This is a genomic window from Phycicoccus sp. Root101 (assembly GCF_001426245.1).
Lineage (GTDB): Bacteria > Actinomycetota > Actinomycetes > Actinomycetales > Dermatophilaceae > Pedococcus.
In genome coordinates, this window is the sequence record NZ_LMCM01000001.1 from 206,226 (window position 1) to 219,693 (window position 13,468).

12 protein-coding genes and 1 riboswitch are annotated in these 13,468 nt (G+C 72.4%); of the genes, 6 read left to right on the forward strand and 6 right to left on the reverse strand.

Features of this window, described 5'->3' with window-relative positions; all coding sequences use genetic code 11:
* Window positions 1-53: 53 nt before the first annotated feature.
* From ASC58_RS00945 to ASC58_RS00960, 4 genes are all read right to left on the reverse strand, one after another.
* On the reverse strand, window positions 54-1,190 hold the full coding sequence (locus ASC58_RS00945; protein WP_056914970.1) for a homoserine O-acetyltransferase: 1,137 nt from the start codon (window positions 1,188-1,190) through the stop codon (window positions 54-56).
* Window positions 1,191-1,206: 16 nt separating this feature from the next.
* Window positions 1,207-1,317, reverse strand: a riboswitch (SAM riboswitch).
* Window positions 1,318-1,326: 9 nt separating this feature from the next.
* Window positions 1,327-2,514 (reverse strand): DUF4192 domain-containing protein, encoded by a 1,188-nt coding sequence (locus ASC58_RS00950; RefSeq protein ID WP_157598317.1) that lies wholly within the window; start codon window positions 2,512-2,514, stop codon window positions 1,327-1,329.
* A 189-nt stretch (window positions 2,515-2,703) separates the two neighbouring features.
* Window positions 2,704-3,135: a YkvA family protein gene (locus ASC58_RS00955; RefSeq protein ID WP_082552818.1), complete on the reverse strand. Its 432-nt coding sequence runs from the start codon at window positions 3,133-3,135 to the stop codon at window positions 2,704-2,706.
* A gap of 109 nt (window positions 3,136-3,244) precedes the next feature.
* Window positions 3,245-3,958, reverse strand: a complete 714-nt coding sequence (locus ASC58_RS00960; protein WP_369796176.1) for an EcsC family protein — start codon at window positions 3,956-3,958, stop codon at window positions 3,245-3,247.
* Window positions 3,959-4,077: 119 nt separating this feature from the next.
* On the opposite strand from ASC58_RS00960, the gene ASC58_RS00965 reads away from it, so the two are divergent.
* Together ASC58_RS00965 and ASC58_RS00970 are read left to right on the forward strand one after the other, a co-directional pair.
* Entirely contained in the window at window positions 4,078-5,010 is a 933-nt protein-coding gene (locus tag ASC58_RS00965; protein ID WP_056914972.1) for a sulfurtransferase, read from the forward strand.
* Window positions 5,007-5,471 carry a SufE family protein gene (locus tag ASC58_RS00970; protein WP_369796177.1) on the forward strand — a complete coding sequence of 155 codons (465 nt, stop codon included), beginning with the start codon at window positions 5,007-5,009 and terminating at the stop codon, window positions 5,469-5,471. The genes ASC58_RS00965 and ASC58_RS00970 overlap by 4 nt, the downstream gene beginning before the upstream one ends.
* Before the next feature lie 157 nt (window positions 5,472-5,628).
* Here the strand turns inward: ASC58_RS00970 and ASC58_RS00975 are convergent, their stop codons facing one another.
* Entirely contained in the window at window positions 5,629-7,167 is a 1,539-nt protein-coding gene (locus ASC58_RS00975; RefSeq protein WP_056918108.1) for a S8 family serine peptidase, read from the reverse strand.
* A gap of 161 nt (window positions 7,168-7,328) precedes the next feature.
* Between ASC58_RS00975 and ASC58_RS00980 the strand changes: the two genes are divergently transcribed.
* On the forward strand, window positions 7,329-9,017 hold the full coding sequence (locus ASC58_RS00980) for a DNA polymerase (RefSeq protein ID WP_056914974.1): 1,689 nt from the start codon (window positions 7,329-7,331) through the stop codon (window positions 9,015-9,017).
* A gap of 71 nt (window positions 9,018-9,088) precedes the next feature.
* Window positions 9,089-9,889 carry a DUF1206 domain-containing protein gene (locus tag ASC58_RS00985; RefSeq protein ID WP_056914975.1) on the forward strand — a complete coding sequence of 267 codons (801 nt, stop codon included), beginning with the start codon at window positions 9,089-9,091 and terminating at the stop codon, window positions 9,887-9,889.
* Window positions 9,890-10,003: 114 nt separating this feature from the next.
* On the opposite strand, the gene ASC58_RS00990 is transcribed toward ASC58_RS00985, so the two are convergent.
* Entirely contained in the window at window positions 10,004-10,927 is a 924-nt protein-coding gene (locus ASC58_RS00990; protein WP_056914976.1) for a PAC2 family protein, read from the reverse strand.
* Between the two features lie 213 nt (window positions 10,928-11,140).
* On the opposite strand from ASC58_RS00990, the gene ASC58_RS00995 reads away from it, so the two are divergent.
* Both ASC58_RS00995 and ASC58_RS01000 read left to right on the forward strand, forming a co-directional pair.
* A complete protein-coding gene (locus tag ASC58_RS00995) occupies window positions 11,141-11,770 on the forward strand; it encodes a TetR-like C-terminal domain-containing protein (RefSeq protein ID WP_056914977.1) in 630 nt (209 codons plus the stop codon).
* A 100-nt stretch (window positions 11,771-11,870) separates the two neighbouring features.
* On the forward strand, window positions 11,871-13,421 hold the full coding sequence (locus ASC58_RS01000; protein ID WP_056914978.1) for an MFS transporter: 1,551 nt from the start codon (window positions 11,871-11,873) through the stop codon (window positions 13,419-13,421).
* Window positions 13,422-13,468 lie beyond the last annotated feature (47 nt).

The following is a 13,468-nucleotide window of genomic DNA, read 5'->3' on the forward strand; positions in this document are numbered from 1 at the left end:
CGTCGACAGCTGCGGCAGTGGCCGCGCGGCCGACGCTACCGGAAATCACCCGGTCAGGCAGGGTCCCCGAGAACCCGCACCACGATGGCACCGACCTGCTCCAGCTCGATGAGGAAACCGTCGTGGCCGTAGTCGGAGTGGACGGTGTGGACGACCGCACCCGGGACGGCGTCCGCGATCTCGTGGGACAGGCGCGGCGGGTACAGCCGGTCGGAGTCGACCGCCACCACGACGACGTCCGCCGTGATGCGGGCGAGCGCGGCCTCGACACCGCCCCGCCCCCGGCCGACGTCGTGGGAGTTCATGGCCTCGGTCAGGACGACGTAGGAGTTGGCGTCGAACCGGCCCGCGAGCTTGCCGGCGTGGTGGTCGAGGTAGGACTCCACCGCGTAGCGCCCCCTCCCCCCGAGCGGGTCCTCCTCACCCTGCGCCGAGCGGCCGAAGCGCTCGTGCAGCTCGATCTCGCTGCGGTAGGTGACGTGGGCGATGCGCCGGGCGATGCCGAGTCCGGTGTCGGGCCCGGTCTCCTGGTCGTAGTAGTCGCCGCCGTGGAAGTGCGGGTCGCTGCGGATCGCGAGCAGCTGGGCCTGACACCAGGCGATCTGCTCGGCCGACGCGTAGGCCGTGCTGGCCAACACCAGCGCGGAGGCCACGCGGTCGGGATGGGTCACCGCCCACTCGAGGGCGCGCATCCCTCCCATCGACCCGCCGAGCACCAGGTGCCACCTCTCGACGCCGACGCGGTCGGCGAGCAGGGCCTCGACCCGCACCTGGTCCCGCACGGTCACGAACGGGAAGCGGCTCCCCCAGGGGCGCCCGTCGGGGGCAGGTGAGGCGGGGCCGGTGCTCCCCTGGCAGCCGCCGAGCACGTTGACGGCCACGACGAAGAAGCGGTCCGTGTCCAGCGGGCGGCCCGGGCCGATGAGGCCGTCCCACCAACCAGGGGTCGGGTGGCCCGGCCCGGCCACCCCGGTCACGTGGCTGTCCCCGGTGAGGGCGTGCTCGACCAGGATCGCGTTGTCACGGTCGGCGTTGAGCTCCCCCCACGACTCGTAGGCGAGGGTGACGTCGGGCAGCACCCCGCCGCGTTCGAGCTCGACCGCGCCGAGGGCGACGAACCGCCGGTCACCCACCGGGTCCCCGGGACGCCAGGCCCCGGTCGTCGTCGGGGGTCGGGAGGTGGTCGTCATGAGGGTGCTCCTGTGGCCATCGCGCTTGCCGCCCAGGACAGGGCCGGCCGGGTCCTCACCCGGGGCACCCCACCGCGAGGAGGGTTGCCGCCCAGCAAGCCGGGGCTTGGTGCTGGGACTCATGACCTGCCGACCATCATACGAGCCCCGGGTCGAGGTGTCCGGCCCGTCCGGACACTGGACCGGAGGGAGGAGGACGACCTCGTCTCGTCAGGCCTCCGGGCACGGAGCCGAACCCGTGTCGCGGCGGGGGTTCGGCCGCCGGCCGGGAGCGCACCCCGAGGTCGACCATGCGTTCCAGCAGGCGGGCGAGCCGGTACCCCGGGTGGTGCTGGAGGGCGCGGTCGAGCGCGACGCGGGTCAGCGCCCCGTCCCCCAACCACCAGGCGAGGTTGGCGAGCACCGTGAGGACGGCGGCGCAGTCGTCGTCCGGCACCGCGCGGGCGACGGCCTGCAGCCGGGACAGGACCCGGCGTCCTCCCACGGCAGCACGCTCGCCCCCACCCTGCAGCCAGGCCGGCTCAGGGAGGCAGCTGTGCAGGGCGTCGACGAGGTCGACCGACAACGCGTCGAACGGCAGCGTGCCCGGACAGACCCAGGCGATGACGGCGTCGCGCAGCTCCACGTCACGCAGACCTGCGACGAGGAGGGCCACCTCTTCGGGGCCCAGCTCGAACGCACCGCGGAACTGGTCCGCGCCGGCGACATCGAGGACCTTGGCCCAGGTGGCGAGGTGCCTGAGCCGGTGGACGGCGACCGCACGCCCGCCGAAGGAACGGCCGTCGGCGCGTGCCCCGATGTCCTCGAGCGCGGCGGCCACCGCCGGCGTCCGGGACGGGTCGGCGGCGACGAGCTGCGCCAGCGACTCCCTACCGGGCAGGGGGGCGACCTCCAGGGCGACGAACTGCGCCACGGCCGGGACGTCTCGCGGGACGTCCTGCTCGTGGCCGACGCTCGGGCAGCAGCCGTGGTCGCAGTCGGGGGCATACCACCGGCCGTCCCGGACGACGAGGCGGTCGAGGACCGGGACGTCGGCCGCGACGAGGGCGTCCCGGACCGCGTCGGCGAGCGGGAGCGCGTCGCCCGGTCGTGACTCGTACCCGACGAGCAGCACCGCGTCGGGCTCCTCCCTCAGCAGCGGTGGCACCAAGGCCGTGCAGGCGTCCTCCACGGCGTCCTGAGGTGACAGGTCGATCCGCTCCACGAGACCGATCTGGCGCTCATGCAGGGCGATCGCGACGAGGGACTCGCTGGGGTGGTACCCGAGCTGGTAGGGCAGGACGGCAAGGACGTCGGCGGGTCCGGCGAGACGGATCGGTTCCATGGCCACCACGGTGGTGGGCCGGACGCCGAGGACCCAGGGCGTCCGGGGCGGCCTGTGGACACCCCGTCGGGTGACCACCACCTGTGGACGGACGACCCGGGGGGGCGGCGAGCCCCCGCGATCGACGAGCCACCTCGGTCGACCAGTCACCCCAGTCGCCGAACGACTGCCGTCAGCCGCCCACCGCGGTCACCGGACGACGTGCCCCGGCACCGTGCGACCCTGCTGCCGGCTCGAGCCGTTCGGCTCCTCCTGGGCCGCGGCATACCCGTCGGCGGGGTGGGCGGTCCCGCGGACGGTGCGCTCCCACCGCAGGTAGCCCTCGGTCTCGTTGATGAAGGCCGCGGCGAGCCACGACACCACGACGGCGTCGTCGGCCAGGCCCAGGACGGAAAGGAACGCCTCGGGCACGAGGTCGATCGGCGACACGACGTAGGCGACCGCTGCAGCGATCATGAGCAGGCGTCCACGGGTGCTGCCCCGGTACTCCCCCCGGAAGGTCGCGCGCAGCAGGCGCGGGAGGCTGGCGAACCGCTCCCCCAACCCGGGCGAACCGGGGCGCAGGGCGGTGCGCAGTGCGGTGCCGATGGTGCGGAAGGCTCCGAGGCGGTTCACGGCCATGTCGTCTCCAGGTGTGTCAGCGGTGCTGGTCGGTGGGACGGACGGCACGGGCGCCGACCGCGCCCGAACACGGGTCCAACGAGTCGTGCGGGCCAGACATTCCCGGCCGTCAGAGCCCGGTCGCGCGCTTCGGGAACTCGTGGCGCGCGTGGTCGGCGATCCGCTTGAGGAGGTAGGTGTCCAGGCCGGCGCCGACGACGCCGCCGAGCACCGGGACCCCCTTGCCGAACCGCGTCAGCGTCTTCTTGCCGGCCGTCGACAGCAACCGGAAGCCGACCGCCTTGTTGACGACCATCAGGGCCGGGCCGGGAAGTCGTTGCGCCGCAAGGTTCGACAGCCGCCCGGTCGACATCACGCCGGCCTTCTTGAGCAGGTCGTCGGCGTCAGCGCCGACGAGGGTCAGCAGGACGGCGGAGCGGATCTCCGGCTGCTTGATGTCGTACCCGCGCAGCGACGCGATGGAGGCGACCATGCGGGTGGCGACGAGGTAGAACTCGACGACGTTGGCCGGCAGGGCGACCGGGAGGGTGATGAACCCGCCGAGCCCGGTCACGAACCCGCCCGCCGCAGCGAGCTTGAGGTGTCCGCGCACCACCGCGTCGACGGCGTCCTCGGCGTCGGGACGCTCCGCACGCTTGACGTCGGCGATCTTCTGCGCGGAGTCGAACGGCCCCTTGCCGTCGATCCCGACGTCCAGGAGGTTCTCGACGAGCCCGGTGACGGCGCCGGTGAACATCCCCGTGTCCTCCTTGCCGGCCCTGGCCTGCTCGAGTGCAGGGACCTTCGCCCCCGACCCGTCCTTGCCCAACCCGAGGAAAGCCACGCTGTACTCCCTGTCGTCGTCCGTCCGGGTCTGCGAACCCGTGCCCTGCGACCGCTGGCGCGGGCGTCCCGACCATCCTGCCACGCAGTCCCGGGACCAGCAGGTTTAGCCTTGGGAGCATGGCCGACCACACCGAGTCCACCCCCACCACGTCCACCACCGAGTCCGCCTTCGCCGCGTACGCGCACCCCGAGCGGCTGGTCAGCACGCAGTGGCTGGCCGAGCAGGTCGAGGCCGGGAAGGTCGGCGGGCCCGACGGCATCGTCGTCCTCGAGTCCGACGAGGACGTGCTGCTCTACGACACGGGCCACATCCCCGGGTCGCTGAAGCTCGACTGGCACCAGGACCTCAACGACGCCGTGGTGCGCGACTACGTCGACGCCGAGCAGTTCGCCGCCGTCATGTCGGCGCGCGGCATCTCCCGCGACACCACGGTCGTCGTCTACGGCGACAAGAACAACTGGTGGGCGGCCTACGCCCTGTGGGTGATGAGCCTGTTCGGCCACGAGGACGTGCGCCTGCTCGACGGCGGCCGCGCCAAGTGGGTCGCCGAGGGCCGCGAGCTCACCAAGGACGTGCCGCAGGTCGCGCCGCTGACCGGCGACGCGGCATACCCGGTCGTCGAGCGCGACGACACTCCGATCCGCGCGTTCAAGGAGGACGTCCTCGCCCACCTCGGTGGTGCGCTGGTCGATGTCCGCTCCCCCGGCGAGTTCAGCGGCGAGCTGCTGCACATGCCCGACTACCCGCAGGAGGGGGCCATGCGCGGCGGTCACATCCCGGGTGCGCGCTCGGTGCCGTGGGCGCGGGCGGCCAACGAGGACGGGACCTTCAAGTCCCGCGAGGACCTCGAGGCCATCTACCTCACCGAGCAGGGCCTGTCCCCCGCCGATGCCACGATCGCCTACTGCCGCATCGGGGAACGCTCCTCGCACACGTGGTTCGTCCTCACCCACCTCCTCGGCTTCGGGCAGGTCCGCAACTACGACGGCTCGTGGACCGAGTGGGGCAACTCGGTCCGCGTCCCGGTCGAGCAGGGCGCGCCGAAGTGACCGACACCGTCGACCTCCCGCCGGCGATGCGTGAGGTCGCCGACGACTTCGCCGAGCTCACCGCTAACGAACGGCTCCAGCTGCTGCTGGAGTTCAGCGAGGGCCTGCCCGAGCTGCCCGAGCGGTATGCCGGGTCGCTCGACTCGATGGAGCAGGTGCACGAGTGCCAGTCGCCGATCTTCCTCGCCGTCGAGGTCGACGACGAGCCGGCGGACCGCCCGGGCGACCGGGCGGTGCACCTGTTCTTCTCCGCCCCGCCGGAGGCGCCCACGACCCGCGGGTTCGCGGGGATCCTCCATGAGGGCCTCGACGGGCTGACCGTCGCCGAGGTGCTCGCCGTCCCCGAGGCGGCGCCGTACCAGTTCTCGCTCGGCGAGGCGGTGTCCCCGCTGCGGCTGCGTGGCATGGTGGGGATGCTGAGCCGCATCAAGCGGCAGGTGGCGCTGAAGTCCCAGTCCTAGCAACGACATCCGCGCCCAGCGGACGAGGACGACCTCGTAGGGCGCCCGGTCACGACGAAGCCGCGGCCCCCTCCCGGGGGCCGCGGCCTCGTTCGTGTCACGGCACGTGCGTCCGTGACGGGACGTCCGTCACGGACGTCCCGTCACGGGACGGGCCTCAGTGGCGGGACTTCCGGACAGCGTCGAGGGCGTCGACGATGCCCTCGCCGTAGTAGCTGTTGTCACCGGCCGGGCCGACGCAGGCGGGGCCGGCGTTGTTCTCGGCGGCCGCGCAGGCGTGGTCGTCGGCCTGCTTGCGCAGCTCCTCGATCATCGTCTCCGGGCTCCACGACGGGTGCGCGGACTTCATCAGCGCGAGGACGCCCGCCACGTGCGGCGAGGCCATCGAGGTGCCGCTGAGCTTGGCGTAGGTGCCACCGGGGTAGGTCGACAGGATGGAGCGGCCCGGCGCCGCGACGTCGATGACGCCGAGGCCGCGGTTGGAGAAGGACGCCAGGGTCGTGGCCTGGGTCGTCGCCGACACCGTCACCACGCCGGGGAGCTCGGTGGGGATGTCCTTGCAGCCGTCGTTGATCGTGCGCGTGATCGGCGTCGTGTCGTTCGGGCTGGCGGTGTCGGTCGTCTTGTTCGCCAGGTCCTTGCCGGAGTTGCCGGCGGCGGCAGCGTGCACGACGCCCTGCTTCGTCGACCACGACACGGCCCGCTGGACGGCGGTGCGCACGGCAGCCTGGTCGGGCTGGTCGTCGCACCAGAACTCCATCGGGTCGATGTAGTAGCTGTTGTTGGTCACGTCCATCTTGTGCATCCCGGCCCAGACGAAGCCACAGATGGCGTACTCGGGGTAGATGAACCCGTCGTCGTTGACGACCTTGACGGAGGCGAGGCGCACGTTCGGCGCGACACCGACGATGCCGACCCCGTTGCGGGCTGCGGCGATGGTGCCGGCGACGTGGGTGCCGTGCCCGGAGGTGGTGGGGTTCCACGCGCCGGGGGTGAGGTCGGGCCGACCGGCCGTCGTGCAGTTGACCGAGTCCTTGGTGTCGATGTTCGCCGCGAGGTCGGGGTGGGTGCCCTCGATCCCGCTGTCCAGCACACCGACGACGACCTTGCGGGACCCGTCGGTGACCTGGTGGGCCTGGTCGGCCTTGATCTGCGCGTTGTCCCACTGCTCGCCCTCGCGGGGATCCGGGGTGACGGACTCGAGGGTCGCGGAGCCCGCGGACATGGTCGCGGCCGTCCTGGCCGCCGAACGGGTCGCGGAGGCCGAGCGGGTGCTCTCCGCGGACGGGGTCCCCTCGGACACCTCGGCGGTGCGGGACGCGCCCACCGACTCGACGGCCTGCCCGCCCTTGCGGACCACGTCGGCCCGGAAGGCCGCACGGTCGGAGTGCGCGACGACGACCCCGATCTGCGGCCACGACTGCACGACGACACCGCCGGCAGCGCGCACGGCCCGCTCGACGAGCCTGGTCTGCCCCGGGTTGGCGTGCTTGGCGTTGACGACGTAGCTCATGAGGAAGCCGTCGGGGGTCAGCACGGGGACCGGCGTGGAGCGCGGACCGTGGTCGCCGCCGTGGCCTCCGGTCGTGCCTGCCGCGGCACTGCCGCCGGTGAGGAAGGTGGCGGCGACGAGGGCGCCGCTGGCGACCAGCGCGAACGAGCGGGCGCTGCGAGGTCGGTGGGTCCTGTGGGACATGGGGATGCCTCCTGGTGTGGGGGGTGGTGCACCGGCCCTGCGGATCGGGCCTCCCGGCACTGTGCCCGATTGGCCCGGCGTATGGGGGTTTGCCCGCTCTCCAATCGTTCACCGGTCCGCCCGGCCGAGGTGTCCGGGCGACCTGACAGGATGGCGCTGCCATGGCCTCTCCCCTCGTCGCGTTCGTGACCGCACCCGACGGTCGGGTGGCGCTCGTCGGCCCCGAGGCCTCGAGCGTGCTGACCGCGGCCGACGCCGCCGCCCGCGCGCAGGAGCTCGTGGCGCAGGGCAGCACGCGGTTCGTCTGGTGGGCCGCCGCCGTGGACGCCGCGCCCCTGGTGGCGGCCCGCGTGCCCCTCGCCCGCGGCTGGGACGTCGCCGAGGCGCACCGCCTGCTGTTCGGCGGGTGGGACGCCTCACCGCAGACCGCGTGGGCCGCCGTGCACGGCCTGGATCGCGGCGCCCTCCCCGAGGCCTCGCGGGGCGACCTGTTCGACTTCCACACCGCCGACGAGTCGCCCACCGACGGGGTCGTGCGCCCCGATGGCTACCTCACCCCCGACGCAGGGACGCCGACGTGGCGGCCGCCGGACCCCGTGCTGCTCGCCTGGGGCCGGGCCGCGATCGACTGCGCCACCGCCCAGGCCACCGCCCTCGAGTCCGTCGGGCCGCGCAGCGTCGCTGCGGCCCACTCGGAGTCGGCCGCGGCATACCTCTGCGTGGAGCTGGCCCGCGACGGCCTCCCCATCGACCGCGGTGCCGCCGAGGCGCTGATCGCTGCGAGCGCCGGCCCCCGTCCCACCGACGAAGGCGACGCACGGCGGATCCGGGCCGAGCGCGACGCAGCGGTGCTCGTGCACACCCCCGGGCGGGAGTCCACCGACCTGCGCAACCCCGTCCAGGTGCGCGAGCTGCTCGCCTCGGTGGGGGTCGTCGTGCCCAACACCCGCAAGTGGGTGCTCGAGCCGTTCCGCGACACCCACCCGGTCGTGGGCGCGCTGCTGGAGTGGCGCAAGGCCGAACGCATCGCCACGACGTACGGCCACACCTGGCTCGACACCCACGTCGGGCCCGACGACAGGCTCCGCGGAGGATGGACCGCGTGCGACGGCGCGGCCGGGCGGATGACCGCCCAGAACGGCCTGCACAACCTCCCCGCAGCCCTGCGCCCCGCCGTGGCGGCGCGCCCCGGACACGTCTTCGTCCGGGCCGACCTCGGGCAGATCGAGCCCCGGGTGCTGGCCGTGGTCGCCGGTGACGCGGCGTTCGCCGCCGCGACCCGCGCGGACGACCTCTACGCCCCGGTCGCCGCCACCCTGGGGGTCGAGCGCCCGGTCGCCAAGATCGCCGTCCTCGCCGCGATGTACGGGCAGCGCAGCGGCGCAGCCGGCGAGGCCCTCAAGGGGCTCGAGCGCGCCTACCCCGTCGCCATGGGCTACCTCGACGACGCGTATGCCGCCGGGGTGCGTCGCGAACCCCTGCGCACCTTCGGGGGTCGGCTGATCCGCCTGGACACGGTCCTGGCCGACGTGCCGGTCGAGGGCGCTGCGGCCCACGACGCGGCGCGCGGCCGGTTCGCCCGCAACGCGGTCATCCAGGGCAGTGCGGCCGAGCTGTTCAAGGCGTGGGCGGCCACGGTCCGTGCGACCACCCGCGACCTCGGTGCGCAGATCGTGCTCTGCCTGCACGACGAGCTGCTCGTCCACGTGCCGCAGGAGCACGCCGAGGAGGCCAGGGCGCGGGTGGTGACCGCCCTCGACGACAGCGCCCGCCGCTGGACCGGGTCGACCCAGGTGCGGTTCGTCGCCGACGCCTCGGTGATCCACCGCTGGTCCGAGGCCAAGGACTGAAGCGTCCGGCCGGTCGAGGCAATCCCTCCGCCGGGCCCTCTGCGGCCCCGGTTGGTGGTTAGGTGTCCTCCATGGATGGACACGACGTCAAGCGGGCGGCCTCCCAGGCCTCCGACCACCCGGCCCTCGAGGCCGCTGCGCGGGTGGGCTACGCGACGAGTGGGATGCTGCACCTGCTCATCGGCTGGATCACCCTGCAGATCGCGTTCGGCGGCGGGGGCAAGAACGCCGACCAGAGCGGCGCCCTGTCCTCCCTCGCCGGCAACGGCGCCGGGAGGGCCGCCCTGTGGATCGGTGTGGTCGGGTTCTTCGGGCTGGCCCTCTGGCAGGTCGCCGACGCCATCGTCGGCCACCCCGGTGACGACACCGACGCCTGGGGTGGTCGGGCCAAGGCCGGCGGCAAGGCCGTCGTCTACCTCGCCCTCGCGTGGTCGGCGTTCGGGTTCGCCCGTGGCAAGGAGAGCAGCAGCCGCAAGCAGAGCGTCGACTTCACCGCCAGCCTCCTCGACAAGCCCGGGGGCCGGGTCCTCGTCATCATCATCGGCATCGCCGTCATCGCCGTCGGCGCCTACCACGTCTACAAGGGCGCGAAGAAGAAGTTCCTCGAGGACCTCGTCGACCACCCCGGTACCTGGGTGACCCGTGCCGGACAGGTCGGCTACATCGCCAAGGGTGCGGCCCTGGTCATCGTCGGGTTCCTCTTCGCGGCCGCCGGGTTCCACAAGAAGGCCAAGGAGGCCAGCGGTCTCGACGGGGCCCTGAAGTCGCTGCGGGACGAGGCCTTCGGGACCACCCTGCTGGTCATCATGGCGATCGGGTTCGCCGCCTTCGGTGTCTACAGCTTCGCCCGCGCCAAGCACGCCAAGGTCTGACGCGCCATACCTCCGCGGTCTCCGACTGCTGCCGGGCACCGCGGGTCAGGAACCCCCCGCACAGAGCGAGGCCCCCGGCAGGTGCCGGGGGCCTCGTGCGTCCTGTGCCGCGGGTCAGCTCGCGGACGGACCCTCGTCGGAGACGTCGCGCAGGAACTGCTCGAACTCCGCACCGATCTCGTCGGCCGACGGGAGCTCGCTCACGTCGGTGGCGAGCAGGCTCGGCTTCTGGCGTCCCTCGCTGAAGGTGTCGTACTGGCGCTCCAGCGCCGCGATGACCTGCGAGACCTCCTCCGAACCCTCGACCTCACGGGCGATCTCCGCCCGGTTGAGGCCGGCTTGGGCGATGAGGTCGTCGGTCGGCAGGCTGAGGCCCGTCGCCCCGGTGATGGCATTGAGCGCGGTCACGGCACCATCGGCGAACTCCGCCTGGGCGAGGTAGTGCGGCACGTGGACGGCGAAGCCGATCGCGTCGTGGCCGGACTCCCCGAGGCGCAGCTCGAGCAGGGAGGACAGGCTGCCCGGGACCTCGATCCGCCCGAAGGGGTTGTCCTGGGCGGGCACGAGCCGCGGGTCGGTGGCGTGCGACGTCAGCCCGATCGGGCGGGTGTGCGGCACGGCCATCGGGATGCCGTGGGCGGTGACGACCAGGTTGACCCCGAGCAGGACCACGAGCTGGCGCACGGCCTCGGTGACCCGCTCCCACTGGAAGTCCGGCTCGGGACCGGTGAGCAGCAGGTAGGGGGTGCCGTCGCGGTCGGTGAGCCGGTGCAGGGCCAGGCAGGGGTCCTCGTAGCTCAGCCACCGGTTGGTGTCGAACACCATGGGAGGACGTCGACTGCGGTAGTCGATCAGCTGGTCGGTGTCGAACGCCGCGACGACGGTGGACTCGGCGGTCGCGAGCAGGTGGTCGGTCAGCAGCCGCTGGGTGTGTCCGGCGTCCATGAAGCCGCCGAGGGCGACGACCATGACGGAGGCGCGCAGCTCCTCCGGGTCGGTGTCGGTCTCGAAGTGGTAGAGCTCGGATGGGTTCAGCACGATGACTCCAGCGGTGGGATCTCGGGTGGTTCGCGATCTGGCGTACGGCGTTCCTCGTCGTACGACAGTGCCAACGCCTCAGCATGACAGGGGATTCCGGGCAGCGGCCCCGGTGTTCGGCGGAGAAACCATGAGCAGGTTGCGGGAATGGATCCCGGCGTTCTACTGTTCGGATGAAACGAAACAGTTTCGTATCATCCAAGGACGGCAGACGTGACCACCACCAGCACGACCCCCACCACCGAGGAACCGGCCCGCAGCCGCCCCCGGGTCGAGGGCGAGCGCGAGCGCGAGATCCTCGAGGCGACGCTCGAGGCGCTGGTGGAGCACGGCTACGACCGGCTGAGCTTCGACGCGGTGGCCGCGACGGCCAAGGCGTCGAAGGCGACGCTCTACCGGCGCTGGCCGACCAAGGTCGACCTCGTCGTCGACGCCATGCAGCTCATGCTGGGCGTCGAGGCGGACCGCCACCCCGACACCGGCAGCCTCCGCGGTGACCTCATCGCGCAGGCGTGCGCCAAGGGCGGCCTGTCCGACGACCGCCCGATCAAGGTCTTCGGGTCGCTGATGAACGCCATGCAGCGCGAGCCCGAGCTCCACGACGCCATCATCACGCGCCTCATCGGGCCGAAGATGGCTGCCGCGGTCCGACCCTTCCGCGCTGCCCAGCAGCGCGGGGAGATCGGCGACGACGCCGACCTCGACACGTTGGCGCGCCTGCTGCCGGCGATCTCCATCCACGAGGCGATGCTGACGGGGTCCCACCCCTCGCAGGACCGGCTCGTCACCCTGGTGGACAGCGTCGTCCTCCCGGCCTGCGCAGCGACGCTGCCGCGCGACTGACCGCACCCAGCACCACTCACCACCTCACCCGTACCAGCTCACCCACACGGCTCCCCCGCACTCGGCGGGCGGCACCTCCTCACCACCCAAGGACACACCCATGTCATCCACCTCTGCGATCGAGCACGCCTCGACGCCCGAGAGCACGGAGCCGTCGAAGGCTCCGAAGCGGCTCGGACTCGCCCTGACGGTCATCAGCGCCGCCCAGCTCATGGTCGTCCTCGACGGCACCATCGTGAACATCGCCCTGCCCCACCTTCAGACCGACCTCGGCTTCACGCCGGGCAACCTGTCCTGGGTGGTCAACGCCTACACGCTGGCCTTCGGTGGCCTGCTCCTGCTCGGTGGTCGCCTCGGTGACCTGTTCGGCCGGCGCAAGGTCTTCATGACCGGCGTCATCGTCTTCGCCGTCGCCTCCCTCATCGGAGGCATCGCCCAGACCGAGGCCATCCTGCTCGGCGCGCGCGCCCTCCAGGGTGTCGGTGCGGCGCTCGCCTCCCCCACGGCGCTGGCCCTCATCACCACGACCTTCCCCGCCGGCCAGGCGCGCAACCGCGCCATGGGCGTGTATGCCGCCATGTCCGGTGCCGGCGCGGCCATCGGCCTCATCCTCGGTGGCGCGCTCACCGAGGCGTCGTGGCGCTGGACCTTCTTCATCAACGTGCCGATCGGCCTGCTCGTCGTCTTCCTCGCCCCGCGCGTCCTGCGTGAGTCCGAGCGCGGCCGCGGCAGCCTCGACGTCCCCGGCGGCATCACCGGCACCGCCGGACTGGTCTCGCTCGTCTACGGCCTGACCCACGCCGCCTCCACCTCGTGGACCGACGGGGTCACGATCGGCACGCTCGTCGCCGGTGTCCTGCTGCTGGCCCTGTTCATGGTCATCGAGGTCCGCTCGGAGCACCCGCTGCTGCCGATGCGCATCCTCCAGGACCGCACGCGCGGCGTCTCCTTCATCGTCATGCTCGTGGTCGGTGCCGCTATGTTCTCGATGTTCTACTTCCTGGGCCTCTACATCCAGCAGGTGCTCGGGTACTCCCCGCTCAAGGCCGGCTTCGCGTTCCTGCCGTTCTCGTTCGGCATCGTCATCGCGGCGCAGGTCGCTTCGGCCCTGATGACCCGCGTCGACCCGCGCTTCATCTCGGGCACCGGTGCGCTGCTCGCCTCTGGCGCGATGTTCGGGTTCTCCCGGCTCGAGGTCGACAGCTCCTACGCGGGTCACCTGCTGCCGTTCATCATCCTCATGGCGTTCGGCATGGGCCTGGTCTTCGTCCCGATGACCCTCACGGCCGTGGCCGGGGTGGCGCAGGAGGACTCGGGCGTCGCGTCCGCCGTCCTCAACACGATGCAGCAGGTCGGTGGCTCCCTGGGCCTGGCGACCCTGAGCACCGTCTTCGCCAGCGCGCTCACCGACCGCGCCGGTGTGCTCGGCGCCGAGCTGCAGACCAAGGCGGCCGCGGGTGGCATGTCCCCGGACCAGATCGCGCAGGCGAAGGCGTTCATCGGCCTGCAGGCGCAGACCTACGGCTCGGGCAAGGCCTACCTCGTGGGCGCGACGATGATCCTCGTCGCCGCCGCGATCACGTTCGGGTTCCTCAACGTCAAGCACGAGAAGCTGTCGACCGAGGGCCACGAGAACGTGCACCTCGCCTGACCCGGCCTGACCACCCTGCTCCGGGTGCCCGGGAGTGCGGATCCCCG

What these genes read in the sequence shown, in the direction of transcription:
- ASC58_RS00945 (WP_056914970.1), bottom strand. Translation starts at nt 1,190, where the DNA reads ATGACGACCACCTCCCGACCCCCGACGACGACCGGGGCCTGGCGTCCC.
- ASC58_RS00950 (WP_157598317.1), bottom strand. Translation starts at nt 2,514, where the DNA reads ATGGAACCGATCCGTCTCGCCGGACCCGCCGACGTCCTTGCCGTCCTG.
- ASC58_RS00955 (WP_082552818.1), bottom strand. Translation starts at nt 3,135, where the DNA reads ATGGCCGTGAACCGCCTCGGAGCCTTCCGCACCATCGGCACCGCACTG.
- ASC58_RS00965 (WP_056914972.1), top strand. Translation starts at nt 4,078, where the DNA reads ATGGCCGACCACACCGAGTCCACCCCCACCACGTCCACCACCGAGTCC.
- ASC58_RS00975 (WP_056918108.1), bottom strand. Translation starts at nt 7,167, where the DNA reads ATGTCCCACAGGACCCACCGACCTCGCAGCGCCCGCTCGTTCGCGCTG.
- ASC58_RS00980 (WP_056914974.1), top strand. Translation starts at nt 7,329, where the DNA reads ATGGCCTCTCCCCTCGTCGCGTTCGTGACCGCACCCGACGGTCGGGTG.
- ASC58_RS00985 (WP_056914975.1), top strand. Translation starts at nt 9,089, where the DNA reads ATGGATGGACACGACGTCAAGCGGGCGGCCTCCCAGGCCTCCGACCAC.
- ASC58_RS01000 (WP_056914978.1), top strand. Translation starts at nt 11,871, where the DNA reads ATGTCATCCACCTCTGCGATCGAGCACGCCTCGACGCCCGAGAGCACG.